The organism is Vibrio sp. 811 (assembly GCF_033339195.1).
Map to the genome: position 1 here is coordinate 1 of NZ_JAWOUB010000023.1, position 15409 is coordinate 15409.

Genomic DNA, 15409 nt, shown 5'->3' on the forward strand with positions numbered 1-15409 from the left:
GGTTGAAAGCACCGGTCTTGAAAACCGGCATACGTTAATAGCGTATCTAGGGTTCAAATCCCTATCTCTCCGCCACTATTAAGAAGCCTCGCTAGAAATAGCGAGGCTTTTTTCATTTCCGCACATCTTTATTACTCTATCTGTGCTTGCCAAAAATCAATTCCATATGCGATCTACTTTTCGACAAAGTAATATTGGTATCGGTCTTGGTTGTGACATTTTGATTTTTGCTAAGAAGTGCAGTTGCCTCTAAAGCTGTTCATCCTCATCACTGCATGCTGTCCCGATAAGGTTGTTGGAGATGCTTTGTTAAGGTGTTGAACCATCTATTGCCTTATCGTTCTCTTAAAGCACTACCATTGCTTCTCTAGCCCCTTTTACTGGATAGACCGAACAAATAAGCATACTCAAATAGCCACTGTTTCACTGATGTATCTTTTTGTTTTGCTCAGTCTAGCGATGCGTGTGCTCTATTGCCTAAATCTAGCTACGTCTTAAAACCATACATCAACAGGCTAAAGTTACGTATTCCTGCATCTTTTAAAATTGTTTTGGATTCTGCTGGAATGACAGGATCAGAGTAGTCAAAAGAGAAGAGTGAAAGTGAAACGATAGTGAGTTGCTAGGAAGTTGGAAATTACTTGGGAACCAATGAATTTGATAAACATATTGATGTAAGGACTAAAGGGTTAATAGCAGGCAATAAAAAAGCCGACAGTGAGCTGCCGGCTTGGTTAGATGACTGCTACTTAGTCGTTCTGGACGAGCGTGAGAGCTTTACGAGAGACTTCGTGAGCAGCTTTGGTTAGATTTTGCTTCTCTAGTGTGTCTGCTAGGAATGCATAGTCAGAGACGTCAGAGCGAAGCTTTAAGGCGATCTCAAAGTGGTCTTGGGCTTCTTGCCACTTCTCTTGACGGAAATAGAAGTGCGCTAATGCGCTATGGGCAGCGGCGTTATCCGGTTCTTTCTTCACTACTCCCTCTAAGAAGACCACGACAGGGTGGGTATCTGGCAGATTTAGATCTGGCAGTAGTTGATAAAGCTCTGGGGCTGGTTGTTTTTTTAATGCTTCTTTTAGCACGGTAAAGGCTTCTGCATCAGCTTTTCGTGTGATGAGTTCTCGAGCAAAACAGGCAACGAGGTGTGTGTCTTGTTTCACTTTACGTGAGAGGCTATTCCAATGGGAGATTAGCCCTTCGCTACCCTGTTGCTGCGCTACTTCATGGAGTAAGCCGCACTGCGCCTTTTGAATCAGCTCTGCATGTTCTTCTTCCGAGATGAGTTTTGCTTTGGTTAGTTGTGGCAAGAGGTCAATAAGAGGTTGCCACAACTTTAGCTGCATGTACGTTGTTTTCAGCAAGTTCAATACAATAGAGTTACTCGCATACTGACTTTTTAACGATTGCAAGGTATCGAAAGCGGACTCGAACTCGTTGTCGCGGATAAATTGTTTCGCTCGAGTCAGTTCTACTGCGAGATGGGCGTTCTCTTGTTGGCTCGCTAGCTCTAGATAGTGATCTCGTTTTGCTTTATCACCTTGACCTTGTGCGGCTTCAGAGGCAACTAAGTAGCAAAGCAGCGGCATATCGTGATGATTTGCCCAGCGAGTTACTTTCTTCTCAGCACCTTTCCAGTCACCTTCTAGAAGTTTAATAATGCCTTCATTGGTGTATCGGCGGGAATGGCGCATTTTGCGAACACTGAAGTAGTTCCATGTTGTAGAACTAGCATAAACTAACTTCTTAATCAGGTACTCAAGCAGAAAAAGACCTGCGAGTGTAGCGATAACGAAAACCACTAATGTCGTTACGCTCATCTCAATCGTTTTCTCGGCAATGGAGATGAGTACATAGCCTTGCTGACCAGAAAACTGGGTGCCAACAAATAGTCCTGCGCCTAGCACAACAAATAGGAAAATAAGACGAAACATTACTTATCCTCCATGCCTGTCATCGTTGTGACTTCACGACGTAGGCGTTCACGGATGACATCTGATAGTTGAGACTGACTTTGCAGTTTTGTTGGGTATTCCACTTGAATATTTTGCTGACTTAGCAGGTTAACCGTTTTGTTGAACTCTTTAACGGAATTATCGTCTTGGTTGAAGAAAGCTAATGCCCATTTGTCGGCTGTTTTTAGAGATGTGGTGTAAATTTCACCTTGTTCTTGGTACACCGCTTTTATTGCCGTTTCCAATTTGGCTTTGATGTTTTCTTTCAGGTAAAAGTGTTGCTCAGGAGAAAGCAGTGGAATGACGTTACCATCGCGCGTGCGGAAGGTAATGAAGTTTTCTGAAAAGTCCTTCAAAGAGGTCATTAAGTTATCTTGCCAGTTTGCGATATCTTCAGACACTTCAGTGTTTTCTACGGCTTCAGCTTCAGGTAGCAGTGCATTGGCGAGAGGGAGCTTGTCTACTTGCTGTTGTAGGGCAGTTAAGCGTAGTACCAATCCATCACGGTCAATTAGCGGGATCGTGCGAAGTTTGGTGATATCGTTCGCCATTGCTTTACGTAGTTTGACGAGACTAGGGTCATTCAGCGCTGCAATGCGTTGGTCTGCACTTTCCATCAGTTGAGTCGCGCTTTCTACATCGTGCTCTAAGAACAATTTACGGCCGGCTAATTTGACGAGGTAATCGGCTTCCGCCAATAGCCAGTCGTTTGGTCGACGACCTTTCACATCGGCAACGGCGAGCTGTAAGCTTTCAATGCTCTTCTGTTGCTGTCCAAGTACCACTTCCGCTTTGTGTGTCACGGTTGTTGCTTTCTCGATGGTTTCTTCTTGTACCCGGCTGAGCTCTTGCTTCATGGAAGCTTGAGTGCTTTCTAGCTGACTTTTTAGTTGGGCGATCTGCGCTTGGTAATCGGCTTGCTGTTGATGCAGCTTGTACGCGAGGCCACCGCCAAAAATAATCGATAAGATGATAGCGACCGTGCCTAGTTTGACACCGCGTTTACCTTGTTTTTCTTCAAACTCGACTTTGGTTGGCTCTGCTGTTTTTGGGGGCTCGGCCGCTTGTGGTTGCTCTTTTTTAAGGTCCGCATCCTGCTGCGATGTGGTTTTTTCGACTAGCGGTGCCGATGAGGTTTCTTCGGAAAGGTTTTTATCGTTATTTTTTTGGTCGTTATTTTTACTTGTCATGCCTATATCCTGTGTAGCTAGGGCTGGAGAGCCGCCAGTAATTCTTGGTTGGATGCGCTTCCCGTGCATCTCACGCGAGTGAACCCCCTTTGAATTGCGATGTCAGCGATACGCTGACTGGGGATATACAACTCTTGTTGATTAAGCCAAGTCAATTGCTCCGACGTCAATTGGCTGCACAAATAATCCAGTTGTTCACCACTGGTGACAATAATCTGGTTAATTTGTAGGTTTTTCCATAGTGAGATACAGCTTACTGGATCGAATGGGATGAATTCTCTCTTGTAAGTCTCACTATAGTGAACTTTTGCGCCACGCCTCACCAATGCATCTTTGATCAGCTCTCTTCCGCCGTTACCACGAAGGATAAGAACTTGTTGTTGTGCCACATTGTTGAGCTCTGGCAGTCGCAATAAGTGTTCACTATCACTGACTTGGGGATAGTGTACTTTCTGTTGGGTACATTTGCTTAAATAGTGTGCTGTTTTTTGACCAACGGCAAGGTAAATAGCTTGTTTCGGCCATGACATCCCGTTGCTGGCTAAGATTTGCTGTGCAGATTGCACTGCATGTCGACTAACAGCGATAACAATTTGAGCTTGATGTAGATGTTTAGAGAGGTGCGTGTCCGTGAGATCGGCGACAATGTCGATCAGAGGGTGGTGATATGCGGAAATGCCGTGCCTTTCGAGCAGAGAGCAAAGCGCGTTGCCTTGCTCTCCCGGCCGAGTGACCAACACTGCCATGGTTATTCGTGATCTGCGTACAGCTTAGTTAGGATTTCACGAGCGCCGTTATCTAGCAGCTCATTGGCTAGCTGCACTCCTAATGCTTCGCCATCTTTACGATGGCCACGAATTTCACCACGAACAATTTCGCTGCCATCTGGTTCGCCAACTAATGCGCGTAGCCAAATGTTGTCGCCGTCTAGCAGGGCATAGCTGCCGATCGGTACCTGACAGCCGCCTTCTAGCGTAAGGTTCATTGCGCGCTCACACAAAACGCGGTCTACGGTGTCTTGGTGGTTAAGTGGCTCAAGCAGCTTAAGCAGTCTTTCATCGTCAAGGCGGCACTCAATACCGACAGCACCTTGGCCTACCGCTGGTAGTGATTGCTCTGGTTCGATAAAGCTACGAATGCGTTCTTCAAGCTTCAATCGTTTGAGGCCAGCCGCAGCAAGAATGATTGCATCATACTCACCCGCATCTAACTTACCAAGGCGAGTGCCCACATTACCGCGAAGCTCTTTGATGATGATGTCCGGACGATATTCTTTCAGTTGGCATTGACGGCGCAAACTGCAAGTACCAACCACGGCACCTTGAGGGAGCTCATCAATGTGGCTATAGGTATTAGAGACGAAGGCATCACGAGGATCTTCACGCTCACAAATGGTCACGAGGCCAAGGCCTTCTGGGAAATCGACGGGTACGTCTTTCATTGAGTGAACGGCGAGGTCTGCGCGTCCTTCTAGCATCGCGACTTCAAGCTCTTTTACGAACAAGCCTTTGCCGCCAACTTTTGCTAGTGGTGTATCTAAAATCACGTCACCTTTGGTCACCATGGTTACTAACTCGACTTCCAAGCCAGGGTGAGCGGCTTGAAGGGCGTCTTTAACAAAGTAAGCTTGCCATAAAGCAAGAGGGCTTTTTCGAGTTGCAATGCGAATCGGTGTGGATTGTGTCATGATCTTCTCAATGCTGTTTGGATTTGGGTTTATCCTACCATTCTCATCAAGAAATGCTTACTGTTAGTTCGTTATCTCTGAAGGCTATGAATGGAATTACATGACGTTATGAAAATAGTGTGACTGGATTCTCAATTAGACTAAGGACTATTATTAGTAATAGGTAATAAGAGCGACACTACCGCGCGATTAATTTTGTGACTAAAGTATGGTTTTGTATCCAGAGTGATACGCGGGCGTGAAGCTTTACCCGCACCAATAAAAGTGTTAAATTGATCACGTTTTTAAGCCATTTTGGTTTAAAACGTCAGCAGATTTTCGTGATTGTTCAACCAAGGAATTCCCCTTGCAGGCTTACACCCAAAAAATCATCCAGCGACTAGATAATTTGAATCAGCAGCGAGTTGATCGCGCGCTGGCGCTTATGGATTCGCAAAGCCAGCAAGTCTTCCATTTGATTCCTGCCTTGTTGAACTACAACCATCCTGTAATTCCTGGCTATTATGATGCCGATGTCCCTTTTGGTGTGCATGGGCTTGAACTAAATAGCATTCAGCAACAATTCATAGATGATATTCAACTTGCCATTGGCCAGCCGCTCAAGACGGTAGAAAAGCCCGCTATATTGGGTTTGTACACCATGGGCAGTACCTCCTCGATTGGTCAAAGTACTTCCAGTGATTTGGATATTTGGGTGTGTATCTCACCAGAGATGGATTGTGACGAACGCGAGTTATTGACCAATAAATGCTTACTCATCACGGATTGGGCACAAAGCAAAGGCGTGGAAGCGAACTTTTTCTTAATGGATAAAGAGCGCTTTAGAAGCAATCATTCTGAGGAGATGACAGGTGATAACTGTGGTTCATCTCAGCACTTACTTTTGCTAGATGAATTCTATCGTAGTGCGGTGCGTATTGCCGGACAGCGTTTGTTATGGCAAATCGTGCCGCCAGAAATGGAAGAGTGTTACGACGAGTACGTTTCTCAACTGTGCAGTGATGGTTACATCGACTGTAGTGAATGGATCGACTTTGGTAAATTGAACTGCATTCCTGCTGAAGAATACTTCGGCTCGAACTTGTGGCAGTTATACAAAAGCATCGACTCTCCCTACAAATCGGTATTAAAAGCCATCTTGCTAGAAGCTTACTCGTGGGAATACCCGCATACTCAATTGTTAAGCATCGACACTAAACGTCGTTTCTTTGCCCATGAGCCTGATCTCTATGGCATGGATGCGTACTACTTAATGTTGGAAAAAGTAACCCGTTACTTAGAGCGAATTCAAGACGATACACGTTTGGATTTGGTGCGTCGCTGTTTCTATCTCAAAACCCATGAAAAATTATCTCGTGAGCCGAATGTTGGCTCAGTAGCTTGGCGTCGTGAAGCGCTGAGCGATATGATTGCAAAATGGAATTGGGATGCCAGTGTCGTTGCAGAGCTCGATGACCGTCGTAATTGGAAGGTTGAACAAGTGAAGGTGGTACATCATGCATTGCTGGATGCGTTGATGCAAAGCTACCGTAACTTGATTCAATTTGCGCGTCGTAACGACATCACTTCTGCTATCAGTCCGCAAGACATCAGTATTTTGGCCCGTAAACTTTACGCGGCTTTTGAAGTATTGCCGGGCAAAGTAACGTTACTAAACCCACAGATTTCACCTGATCTGCACGAGCCTGACTTGAGCTTTATCGAAGTGAAAAAAGGGGGAGTGAACAAGTCTGGTTGGTACCTCTATAAACAACCACTTATTGCGCACCGCATTTTGGGGCAACCATATCTAGAGCATCATGAATACTTGAGTAAGTTGGTTGCTTGGGCATTCTTCAATGGCTTGATCACTGAATCGACTCGTTTACATGCCGTGGTACGTGAAGCGCAGCTAGATATTGATAAGTTTACCAAATGGTGAGTGACTTACGAAATACTTTTGCGTTGCGTAAGCGTCGTCCATCTATGCAGGCGCTAGCGAGTCCTTGTGAAATAAGCCAGCTTGCGATGTTCATCAACTTTGAAAATGATCCGACGTCTGAACTTTCTGGTCGTTCGTTGAAAGTGGATGTTAAGAACACCGATATTTTTAGCTTTGGTCCAGAACATAAAAATTTAGTCGGCAGTGTTGACCTTGTTTACCGTAATTCTTGGCATGAAGTGCGTACGCTGCATTTCAAAGGGGAAACGGCGATGCTGGATGCACTGAAAACCATTTTGGGCAAAATGCACCAAGATGCGTTGCCACCAGAATCAGTGGATGTGTTCTGCTATGCGAAGAACATGCGTGGTGTGATGCGCAATATGGTTTACCAGCTTTTAGCTGAATGTATCGACTTACGCTTGAAACCAGTAGAGCAAGAGAAACGCCGCCGCTTTAAAGCGATGCGTCTTGGTAACCAGACTTATGGGTTGTTCTTTGAACGTCGTGGTGTGTCGGTGCAGAAGCTAGAAAATTCCATCGATTTCTACCGCAGCATTTCTACTAACAAACTCAAAGGCTCGCCGCTGTTAATGCTCGATCGTGAGCAAGAATATCAAATGCCTGAAGCGGTGGATGGGTTTGCCAGTGAAGGTCTAGTACAGTTCTTCTTTGAAGATAACGAAGATGGCTTCAATATTTATGTTTTGGATGAGTCAAATCAAGTGGAAGTGTATCACCAATTTAGTGGCTCCAAAGATGAAATGATTTCGTCTGTAAACAGCTTCTACACGTCGGTAAAAGACGATAGTCGCGTCGCGTCTAAGTTTATTAACTTTAACCTGCCTCAGTACTATCAAATTATTCACCCTGAAGAGGGGAATGCGTATATCATTCCTTACCGTAATGACGGTTGTTCACCGAGTCGCCCGACCAAAACTGTGAACGCGTAATTAAACCCGTATCAATAAACAAAAAGAGCACTTCGGTGCTCTTTTTGTTTTGGTGACGATTGACCAGTATTATACCCAATCAATGGCTTCGCCCGCGTGCTTTTCACACTCTTGCTTCACCATTTCAAATAGCTCCATACCCGTTTTTGAGCAGGTCCATTTATCTTCAATAAGTTTGAAGTGGAAACCACCAGATTTGGACGCTAGCCAGATCTCATGCATCGGCTCTTGGCGATTAATGATGATTTGGCTGCGGTCTTCAAATTCCAATGTCATTACGTTGCCAGTGACTTCGTAATCAATGTCTGCGCCTGAATCATCGATGGATTCTTCGATGATTTGCATCTGCGCATCCACCAGTTGATGAAATTCAGTATCGTTCATCCGTCTATCCTATTGCTTTTCCTGAGTGTGGTGCGATTATAGGGGGCATTGATTCAATAATCACGATATGCGAAATGAAAAAATTAGTTACTGTGTTGTTTGTGATGGTTGCCGCGACCTTAGCGGGGTGTGGTCAGTCTGGCTCACTATACATTCCAGATGACACTCAACAGAATGAGCAATCACAATAAATAACCGCACCTTAGGGTGAAATTAGGGTTCAGCAGTCGAATAAAATAAGGGAAGCGAATTTTGGATTACTTCAACTATCAGGATGATGGCCAGCTTTGGGCCGAAGACGTCCCACTTCAAGCTCTTGCAGAGCAATATGGCACTCCTCTTTACGTATATTCTCGAGCCACGCTAGAGCGCCATTGGAAGGCGTTTGATAGTGCTGTGGGTCAGCATCCTCACCTGGTTTGCTACGCGGTGAAAGCCAACTCAAACTTAGGCGTATTGAACACGCTAGCGCGTTTGGGATCGGGTTTTGATATCGTGTCGGGTGGTGAACTTGAGCGTGTGATTGCCGCAGGCGGTGATCCGAAAAAAGTCGTTTTCTCTGGTGTTGGTAAAACACCGGCAGAGATGAAGCGCGCTCTTGAGCTAGGTATCAAATGTTTCAACGTTGAATCTGAGCCAGAGCTAGAACGTTTGAACAAGGTTGCGGGTGAGCTTGGTGTGATTGCGCCAATTTCTCTGCGTATCAATCCAGATGTCGACGCGAAAACACACCCTTACATTTCGACTGGTCTTCGCGACAATAAATTCGGCATTGCGTTTGATCGTGCGCCAGATGTTTATAAATTCGCGCAAAGCCTGCCGAACTTGAATGTGCAAGGCATCGACTGCCACATTGGTTCTCAGCTGACCAATATAGACCCATTTATCGACGCGACAGACCGTTTATTAGCTCTGATTGATGATTTAAAAGCACAAGGCATTAACATTCGTCACCTTGATGTCGGCGGCGGTTTGGGTGTGGTCTATCGTGATGAATTACCACCTCAGCCTTCTGATTACGCCAAAGCGTTACTAGGCCGTCTTGAAAATCACCAAGACTTGGAGCTGATCTTTGAGCCAGGCCGTGCAATTGCTGCGAACGCAGGTATCTTGCTAACGCGTGTTGAGTTTTTAAAACATACTGAGCATAAAAACTTTGCGATTATCGACGCTGCAATGAACGACTTGATGCGTCCTGCGCTATACCAAGCATGGCAAGATATTGTGCCAGTTTCACCGCGAAAGGGTGAAGCTCAGACTTACGACTTGGTTGGTCCTATTTGTGAAACCGGCGACTTCTTGGGTAAAGATCGCGCACTCGTTTTGCAAGAAGGTGATCTACTCGCGGTTCGTTCAGCAGGTGCCTATGGTTTTGTGATGTCTTCGAACTACAATACTCGTACCCGAGCGGCAGAAGTGATGGTGGACGGTAAACAAAGCCACTTAGTTCGCCAGCGTGAGGAGCTGACCAGTTTGTGGCAGCTGGAACAGATTCTACCGGAGTAACACACAACAAATGCATTTCCACTTTTCCAAAATGCACGGTTTGGGCAACGACTTCATGGTCGTCGACTGTATTACCCAGAACGTGTTTTTCTCGCAAGACCTGATCCGCCGCTTGGCGGATCGTCATACTGGCGTTGGTTTTGACCAATTGCTTGTGGTAGAGGCCCCTTACGACCCTGAAACCGACTTCCATTATCGGATTTTTAATGCCGATGGTAGTGAAGTTGAACAGTGTGGTAACGGTGCACGCTGTTTTGCCCGCTTTGTTCGCTTGAAGGGGCTGACCAATAAATACAGCATCAGCGTGAGCACCAAGAAAGGAAAGATGATTCTCAACATTGAAGATGATGGGGAAGTGACGGTCAACATGGGCGTACCAGAGTTTGAACCGAACAAAATTCCTTTCAAAGCGAAGCAAAAAGAGAAAACTTACATCATGCGAGCAGGCGACAATACCTTGTTTTGTGGTGCTGTGAGCATGGGTAACCCGCACGTAGTGACCGTGGTCGACGATGTGGATACGGCAGAAGTGGAAACTCTCGGTCCGCTGCTTGAGTCGCATGAGCGTTTCCCAGAGCGCGTCAACGCTGGCTTTATGCAGGTGATGAGTCGTGACCATATTCGTCTTCGAGTTTACGAGCGAGGCGCAGGAGAAACGCAAGCTTGTGGTAGTGGTGCATGCGCGGCAGTCGCGGTTGGGATTCTGCAGGGCTTGTTGGATGAAAACGTTAAGGTTTCTCTACCTGGTGGTGAATTGCGAATTGCATGGCAAGGTCCTGGCAAGCCGTTGTTTATGACCGGACCTACAACGCATGTATTTGATGGTCAATTGTCTTGCTAGTTGAAGAAAAAGGAAACGGTTTGTCTCAAGTAGAAGCAGATGCCTTAACGGCTGAAGTCGTGGCCGAGTACCTCAAAGATCATCCAGACTTTTTTGTGCAACGTCCGGAGCTTGTGGATCGTTTATCTTTCCCACACTCAGACTTAGGCGCGGTATCTTTGGTGCACATCCAAATGAATCGTCAACGTCAGCGCATTGAAGAGTTAGAGGAAGAGATCACTACACTAATGTCGCTTGCGGCGAACAATGATCGCACCTTTTACGAATTTATGGATTTGCAGGGGCAGATTCTAAAGTGTGGTGACTTTAAACAAGTCATTCATTCTATCGAAGATAAAGCCAAAGCATTGGGCTTACGTGCGTTTGTTCGATTGTTTAGTCAATGCGACGCATCAATTCAATTGAGTAAGGAAAGTTATCAACGCTTTGCGACCACTCACTTAAATGGCAAAGATGCGTACTTAGGACGTCTTCGCAAAGTGGATCGTGAAGCTTTGTTTGGCAACATGGAAGTGCCGGAAATGGGTTCCTATGTGGTACTGCCGCTCGTGAAACAGCAAACACTGGGCGTGCTTGCTTTTTCTAGTGAAGATGGCGGCCATTTTCAGCCAGATATGGATACCTTGTTTTTGCGTCACCTATCATTAGTAGTGGCACATCTCGCTCAAACACTGGTATGGCAAAGTTACGATGACGACAACTCCCAACACTCCTCTGCCAAATAGTCTGCAAAAGCCTCTTGAGCGCTTCTATGAATTCTTACGAAGCGAAAAGGGGCTTAGCCTACATACTCAGCGCAATTACAAACAGCAGCTAGAAACTATGGCGCAGCACCTAGCTGAAATGGGGCTCAAAGATTGGTCTCAAGTGGATGCTGGTTGGGTGCGCCAATTAGCAGGTAAGGGCATGCGAGAAGGCATGAAAGCCAGCAGTTTGGCAACGCGCCTCTCATCGCTGCGTAGCTTTTTCGATTTCCTTATTCTGCGTGGCGAGATATCGGCTAACCCAGCCAAAGGGGTTTCAGCACCTCGCAAAAAACGCCCGTTGCCCAAAAACCTCGATGTTGACGAAGTGAGCCAATTACTTGAAGTCAACGAGGACGACCCGCTGGCTGTGCGCGATCGCGCCATGATGGAGCTGATGTATGGCGCCGGCTTACGTTTGGCTGAACTGGTGGGTGTGGATGTACGTGACGTACAACTGCGTAGTGGTGAGCTTCGTGTTATTGGTAAAGGCGATAAAGAACGTAAAGTGCCGTTCTCTGGGATGGCAACCGAGTGGGTCGGGAAGTGGTTACGCGTTCGTGGTGATTTAGCCGCTCCAGGTGAGCCCGCCTTGTTTGTATCTAAGCTTGGAACGCGTATTTCGCATCGTAGCGTGCAAAAGCGCATGGCTGAATGGGGGCAGAAACAGTCTGTCGCAAGCCATATTAGTCCGCATAAATTGCGTCACTCATTTGCGACACATATGCTCGAATCAAGCAATAACTTACGTGCGGTGCAGGAGCTTTTAGGGCACGAGAACATTTCGACGACCCAAATCTACACGCACTTGGATTTCCAACATTTGGCGCAAGCCTACGACCAAGCCCACCCACGCGCACGTAAAAAGAACGGGGAGTGAGCCGAAGTATGAAATTTTATCGCCGTATCGAGCCTATTAAGGCAATGACCTTTGACCTAGATGATACCCTCTATGACAACTATCCTGTGATAGTTCGCATGGAGCGTGAGTTGCTATCTTGGCTCAAGCACCATCATCCAGCGGTTGCTCATATGAACAAAGCGGATTGGTTTGCTCTCAAGCAGCGTGTTGTGCAGCAACAACCCGAGCTGAAGAGCGATGTCACTTTATGGCGTTTAGTGCAACTTCAGCAAGCCTTCTCCCAAGTAGGCTACGACGAAGACGCAGCACATGCCGCCGCGAAAGCCGCAGTAGACGTTGCGTTGGACTGGCGTAACCGTTTTGAAGTGCCGCAGCAAAGCCTCGATGTACTGGAGGAACTCGCGCAGCACATCCCGTTGGTAGCAATCACCAACGGTAATGTGGATTTAGACCGCATCGGTCTTACGCCTTATTTCCAACAGGTACTTAAAGCAGGACCAGATGGATTGGCGAAACCCGCAACCGATATGTTTACTAAAGCGAAGCGATTCTTGGATATTCCTGCGGAGAATATTCTGCATGTCGGTGATCATCTAACCACGGATGTGCATGGTGCAAAGTTGGCTGGTTTTGCAGCCTGTTGGTTTAATGATATGAATAAAAATGTCATTAACCATTCAAAAACACGTACTTTACCTGATATTGAAATCAATAGTTTGCAGCCGTTACTCACACTTTTTTAATTGCTTTCGCATTAATCCATTCTAATCTCATTTTGTGTCTAGAAAAGCAGCGCAAAGCCACGTAAATTATTCTCTATTAAATAAAAATAGTAACGCCACACGTCGTGGTGAAGATAGTGTTACGGCAGTGGTAGGTCCATGCGAGCTTTTTCAAAACTGGTTCACGATGTCAGTCAACTGAATGACTTTTTAGTCACTTTTCCGACTTCCTCAGATAAACAATATTTAGTACAAATATTGTCGACGCAATCGCGCGAAATTACGACCACACTTGCAGACGCCGTTTTGTCGTCGCTGCCGAATGCTCATGTTATGGGGCATAGTACGCGTAATGTGATTCTGGAAGGGGAGATATTTACCTCTGGTTGCCTAGTGAGTGTGATTGAATTTGAGCAAACCACGCTGACTTCTGCGGTACAAACATACTCTTACTCCCCTGACATTGATGGCGGGGAGCTCAAGCGCTCTCTTCTAATGCAGCATAATTCACAGGTGATCCTCAGCTTTGCTGTGCAAATTGAACGACGTGACTATCCCTTGTTTCAAACCTTCGCCAGTGAAGAAGTAGTGATTTCTGGAGGGTTGGCGCAGAGTATTGACGATGGCTGCTGGGTGCTATATCAAAACCGAGTTTACGATAACGCTGTGGTTGCCGTAGCTTTGCACAGTGATACTTTGAAGCTATGGACTGATGCGTATTCGGAGTGGAACCCGATTGGCATGCCACACAAAGTCACTCATGCAAAAGGAACGCGCTTGTATTGTCTAGGTGAGAAGAAAGCGCTGGACGTATACAAGCGTTACTTGGCGGATGGCCATGACGTGACGCTGAGTCAACTGCTCAGCTTTCCTTTGTATCGAGAAAGCTTAGGGCGAAAGGAAGTTTGTACGGTAACGGAGCTACACGCTGATGGTAGTATGAGCTTCGACAGGCCCTGGTGTCTTGGTGACGAAGTGCAATTTTGCTATAACCATCCCTCGTTAACGCTCGAGCAAGTGCGGCATGGTGTGGTTGAGTTAGCCATGCACCAACCTGAAGTCGTGATGATTTTTAACTGCGCGTCACGGTTAGACTTTATTGACAGCAGCGACGAAGTCCAAGCCTTCAAAGATATTGCGACGACGTTTGGTAGTTACTGTATGGGGGAACTGCATGGTGGTATTGGTCAGCCCGAAATTCTTCATCACAGCCTGACGTATTTAGCGATGCGAGAGGGAGACGAAGTGCAAACATTGAACTTGCCTAAGTCGCCCGTTAGCTCCTCTATTTCACCGTTGTTTAGCTTGATTCGAAATGCGATCGGCGATCTCAACCATATGAACGCGCATATGGGATATCAACTCGATCGCCAAACGCGCAAGTTACAAGAAAGCTATCGACGCGACAGTCGCACGGGATTACAAAACCGGGTCGCATTGCAAGAGCGGCTGAGTAACATCGATTTGGATGAGCATTTGTTGACTCTAAAGCTACTTAACTTTAGTCATATCAACGAAAAATACGGCTACCGAGTGGGAGATCAATTACTCAAAGATCTCTCAATGCATTTTACGAATCGATTACGAAAGCGTTTCGGCATGCCAACGGCTTTGCAGCTTTATAGTATTGGGGTTGGTGAGTGGGCGTTCATATTTAAAGCTGATCAAAGCAGCGAGACCATCAAACAGCACTTTACGCGTTTTGCTGACGCGGTAGAACAAACTAATTTTGAGCCAATTGGCCTACGTGAAATAGATTATCTTTCTATCTCGCTATGCGGCGGCTTAGTGAGTCGTCGAGACTTTCCATCCGCTTCAGTGGATGAGCTCTTACTCAAAGGCATCGAAGCGAGGCGCTCTGGTGTACGCAGTAATACCCATATCTGTAATGCGAAAGATATTGAAGTCAGTGAGGATGTGCGTAAAGAGCAACTTGGATGGCTAAGTTGCGTCAGTAGAGCCATTCTCAAACAGAATATCATCACTTATAGCCAACCTATTGTGCATGCGGGTAGCCACAAATTGGCAAGCCAAGAATGTTTGGTTCGTATTCTGGAAGCCGATGGAACGGTGATTGCGCCAGGGCGTTTTCTGCCAATTATCTCTGATACGCATCTTTACACTCGACTAAGTCGGCACATGATTCATTCTACGTTGCATTATATGCGAGATAAGCAAGGTGACTTTTCTATAAACTTATCGCCGCAAGATTTGCTCAGTGATAAAACTTTAATGCTTTTAGAGCATGAAATTAGCCAGCTAAATGACCCAAGGCGAATTGGTTTAGAAGTGCTGGAATCTGAGCAGATCAAAGACTACGGCCGAATGATAGAAGTGTGCAGTCATTTTAGAAGCTTAGGGGCGCGTATCATTGTTGATGACTTTGGGTCCGGCTATTCGAATATCGATGAAATCCTAAAGTTGGAGCCAGAAGTCATAAAGCTCGATGGCAGCTTGATTCGTGATATTGATAAAGACTTAAAACAGCGCAAGATCGCTTCCCAGTTGGTGCGTTTGTGCCAGGTGTTTAACGCGGAGACGGTGGCGGAGTTTGTCCACAATCAGGAGGTGTGTACCATTGCACAAGACATGGGGGTGGATTATTTGCAGGGTTACTATCTTGGCGAGCCGACTCGACTGTTTTAATG

At 46.2% G+C, this 15409-nt stretch carries 12 protein-coding genes and 1 pseudogene; 8 read left to right on the forward strand and 5 right to left on the reverse strand.

The window, feature by feature from the left end:
* Positions 1-749: 749 nt before the first annotated feature.
* Genes R7Q46_RS21650 through hemC form a run of 4 tightly spaced genes read right to left on the reverse strand, consistent with a single transcriptional unit; the run spans position 750 to position 4829 of the window.
* Positions 750-1931 carry a heme biosynthesis protein HemY gene (locus R7Q46_RS21650; RefSeq protein WP_318077790.1) on the reverse strand — a complete coding sequence of 394 codons (1182 nt, stop codon included), beginning with the start codon at positions 1929-1931 and terminating at the stop codon, positions 750-752.
* Positions 1931-3142, reverse strand: coding sequence for a uroporphyrinogen-III C-methyltransferase (locus tag R7Q46_RS21655; RefSeq protein ID WP_005378751.1), 1212 nt, complete (start codon positions 3140-3142; stop codon positions 1931-1933). The genes R7Q46_RS21650 and R7Q46_RS21655 overlap by 1 nt, the downstream gene beginning before the upstream one ends.
* Positions 3143-3159: 17 nt before the next feature.
* Entirely contained in the window at positions 3160-3888 is a 729-nt protein-coding gene (locus R7Q46_RS21660; RefSeq protein WP_213872097.1) for a uroporphyrinogen-III synthase, read from the reverse strand.
* Between the two features lie 2 nt (positions 3889-3890).
* On the reverse strand, positions 3891-4829 hold the full coding sequence (gene hemC, locus R7Q46_RS21665; protein ID WP_033907277.1) for a hydroxymethylbilane synthase: 939 nt from the start codon (positions 4827-4829) through the stop codon (positions 3891-3893).
* A 346-nt stretch (positions 4830-5175) separates the two neighbouring features.
* On the opposite strand from hemC, the pseudogene R7Q46_RS21670 reads away from it, so the two are divergent.
* Positions 5176-7703: pseudogene (locus R7Q46_RS21670) on the forward strand (class I adenylate cyclase).
* A gap of 69 nt (positions 7704-7772) precedes the next feature.
* On the opposite strand, the gene cyaY reads toward R7Q46_RS21670, so the two are convergent.
* Complete coding sequence (gene cyaY / locus R7Q46_RS21675) at positions 7773-8087, reverse strand: iron donor protein CyaY (RefSeq protein ID WP_017636091.1); 315 nt, start codon at positions 8085-8087, stop codon at positions 7773-7775.
* A 74-nt stretch (positions 8088-8161) separates the two neighbouring features.
* Between cyaY and lptM the strand changes: the two genes are divergently transcribed.
* From lptM to R7Q46_RS21710, 7 genes are all read left to right on the forward strand, one after another.
* The gene (lptM, locus tag R7Q46_RS30825; RefSeq protein ID WP_005378746.1) at positions 8162-8278 is read left to right on the forward strand and encodes an LPS translocon maturation chaperone LptM; all 117 of its coding nucleotides are present in this window, start codon (positions 8162-8164) and stop codon (positions 8276-8278) included.
* A 61-nt stretch (positions 8279-8339) separates the two neighbouring features.
* Complete coding sequence (gene lysA / locus R7Q46_RS21685) at positions 8340-9593, forward strand: diaminopimelate decarboxylase (protein ID WP_005378745.1); 1254 nt, start codon at positions 8340-8342, stop codon at positions 9591-9593.
* Between the two features lie 10 nt (positions 9594-9603).
* Complete coding sequence (gene dapF, locus R7Q46_RS21690; RefSeq protein ID WP_005378744.1) at positions 9604-10434, forward strand: diaminopimelate epimerase; 831 nt, start codon at positions 9604-9606, stop codon at positions 10432-10434.
* Positions 10428-11159, forward strand: a complete 732-nt coding sequence (locus R7Q46_RS21695; protein WP_017636089.1) for a DUF484 family protein — start codon at positions 10428-10430, stop codon at positions 11157-11159. Before dapF ends, R7Q46_RS21695 begins: the two co-directional genes overlap by 7 nt.
* Complete coding sequence (gene xerC / locus R7Q46_RS21700; RefSeq protein WP_064368853.1) at positions 11125-12057, forward strand: tyrosine recombinase XerC; 933 nt, start codon at positions 11125-11127, stop codon at positions 12055-12057. Before R7Q46_RS21695 ends, xerC begins: the two co-directional genes overlap by 35 nt.
* Before the next feature lie 8 nt (positions 12058-12065).
* Positions 12066-12782 carry a 5-amino-6-(5-phospho-D-ribitylamino)uracil phosphatase YigB gene (gene yigB, locus R7Q46_RS21705; protein WP_053350826.1) on the forward strand — a complete coding sequence of 239 codons (717 nt, stop codon included), beginning with the start codon at positions 12066-12068 and terminating at the stop codon, positions 12780-12782.
* Positions 12783-12920: 138 nt separating this feature from the next.
* A complete protein-coding gene (locus tag R7Q46_RS21710) occupies positions 12921-15407 on the forward strand; it encodes an EAL domain-containing protein (RefSeq protein ID WP_005383644.1) in 2487 nt (828 codons plus the stop codon).
* Positions 15408-15409 lie beyond the last annotated feature (2 nt).

Bases quoted from the DNA above. Each gene is read 5' to 3' on its own strand.
- R7Q46_RS21650 (WP_318077790.1), bottom strand. From the start codon at position 1,931: ATGTTTCGTCTTATTTTCCTATTTGTTGTGCTAGGCGCAGGACTATTT.
- R7Q46_RS21655 (WP_005378751.1), bottom strand. From the start codon at position 3,142: ATGACAAGTAAAAATAACGACCAAAAAAATAACGATAAAAACCTTTCC.
- R7Q46_RS21660 (WP_213872097.1), bottom strand. From the start codon at position 3,888: ATGGCAGTGTTGGTCACTCGGCCGGGAGAGCAAGGCAACGCGCTTTGC.
- hemC (WP_033907277.1), bottom strand. From the start codon at position 4,829: ATGACACAATCCACACCGATTCGCATTGCAACTCGAAAAAGCCCTCTT.
- cyaY (WP_017636091.1), bottom strand. From the start codon at position 8,087: ATGAACGATACTGAATTTCATCAACTGGTGGATGCGCAGATGCAAATC.
- lptM (WP_005378746.1), top strand. From the start codon at position 8,162: ATGAAAAAATTAGTTACTGTGTTGTTTGTGATGGTTGCCGCGACCTTA.
- dapF (WP_005378744.1), top strand. From the start codon at position 9,604: ATGCATTTCCACTTTTCCAAAATGCACGGTTTGGGCAACGACTTCATG.
- xerC (WP_064368853.1), top strand. From the start codon at position 11,125: ATGACGACAACTCCCAACACTCCTCTGCCAAATAGTCTGCAAAAGCCT.
- yigB (WP_053350826.1), top strand. From the start codon at position 12,066: ATGAAATTTTATCGCCGTATCGAGCCTATTAAGGCAATGACCTTTGAC.
- R7Q46_RS21710 (WP_005383644.1), top strand. From the start codon at position 12,921: ATGCGAGCTTTTTCAAAACTGGTTCACGATGTCAGTCAACTGAATGAC.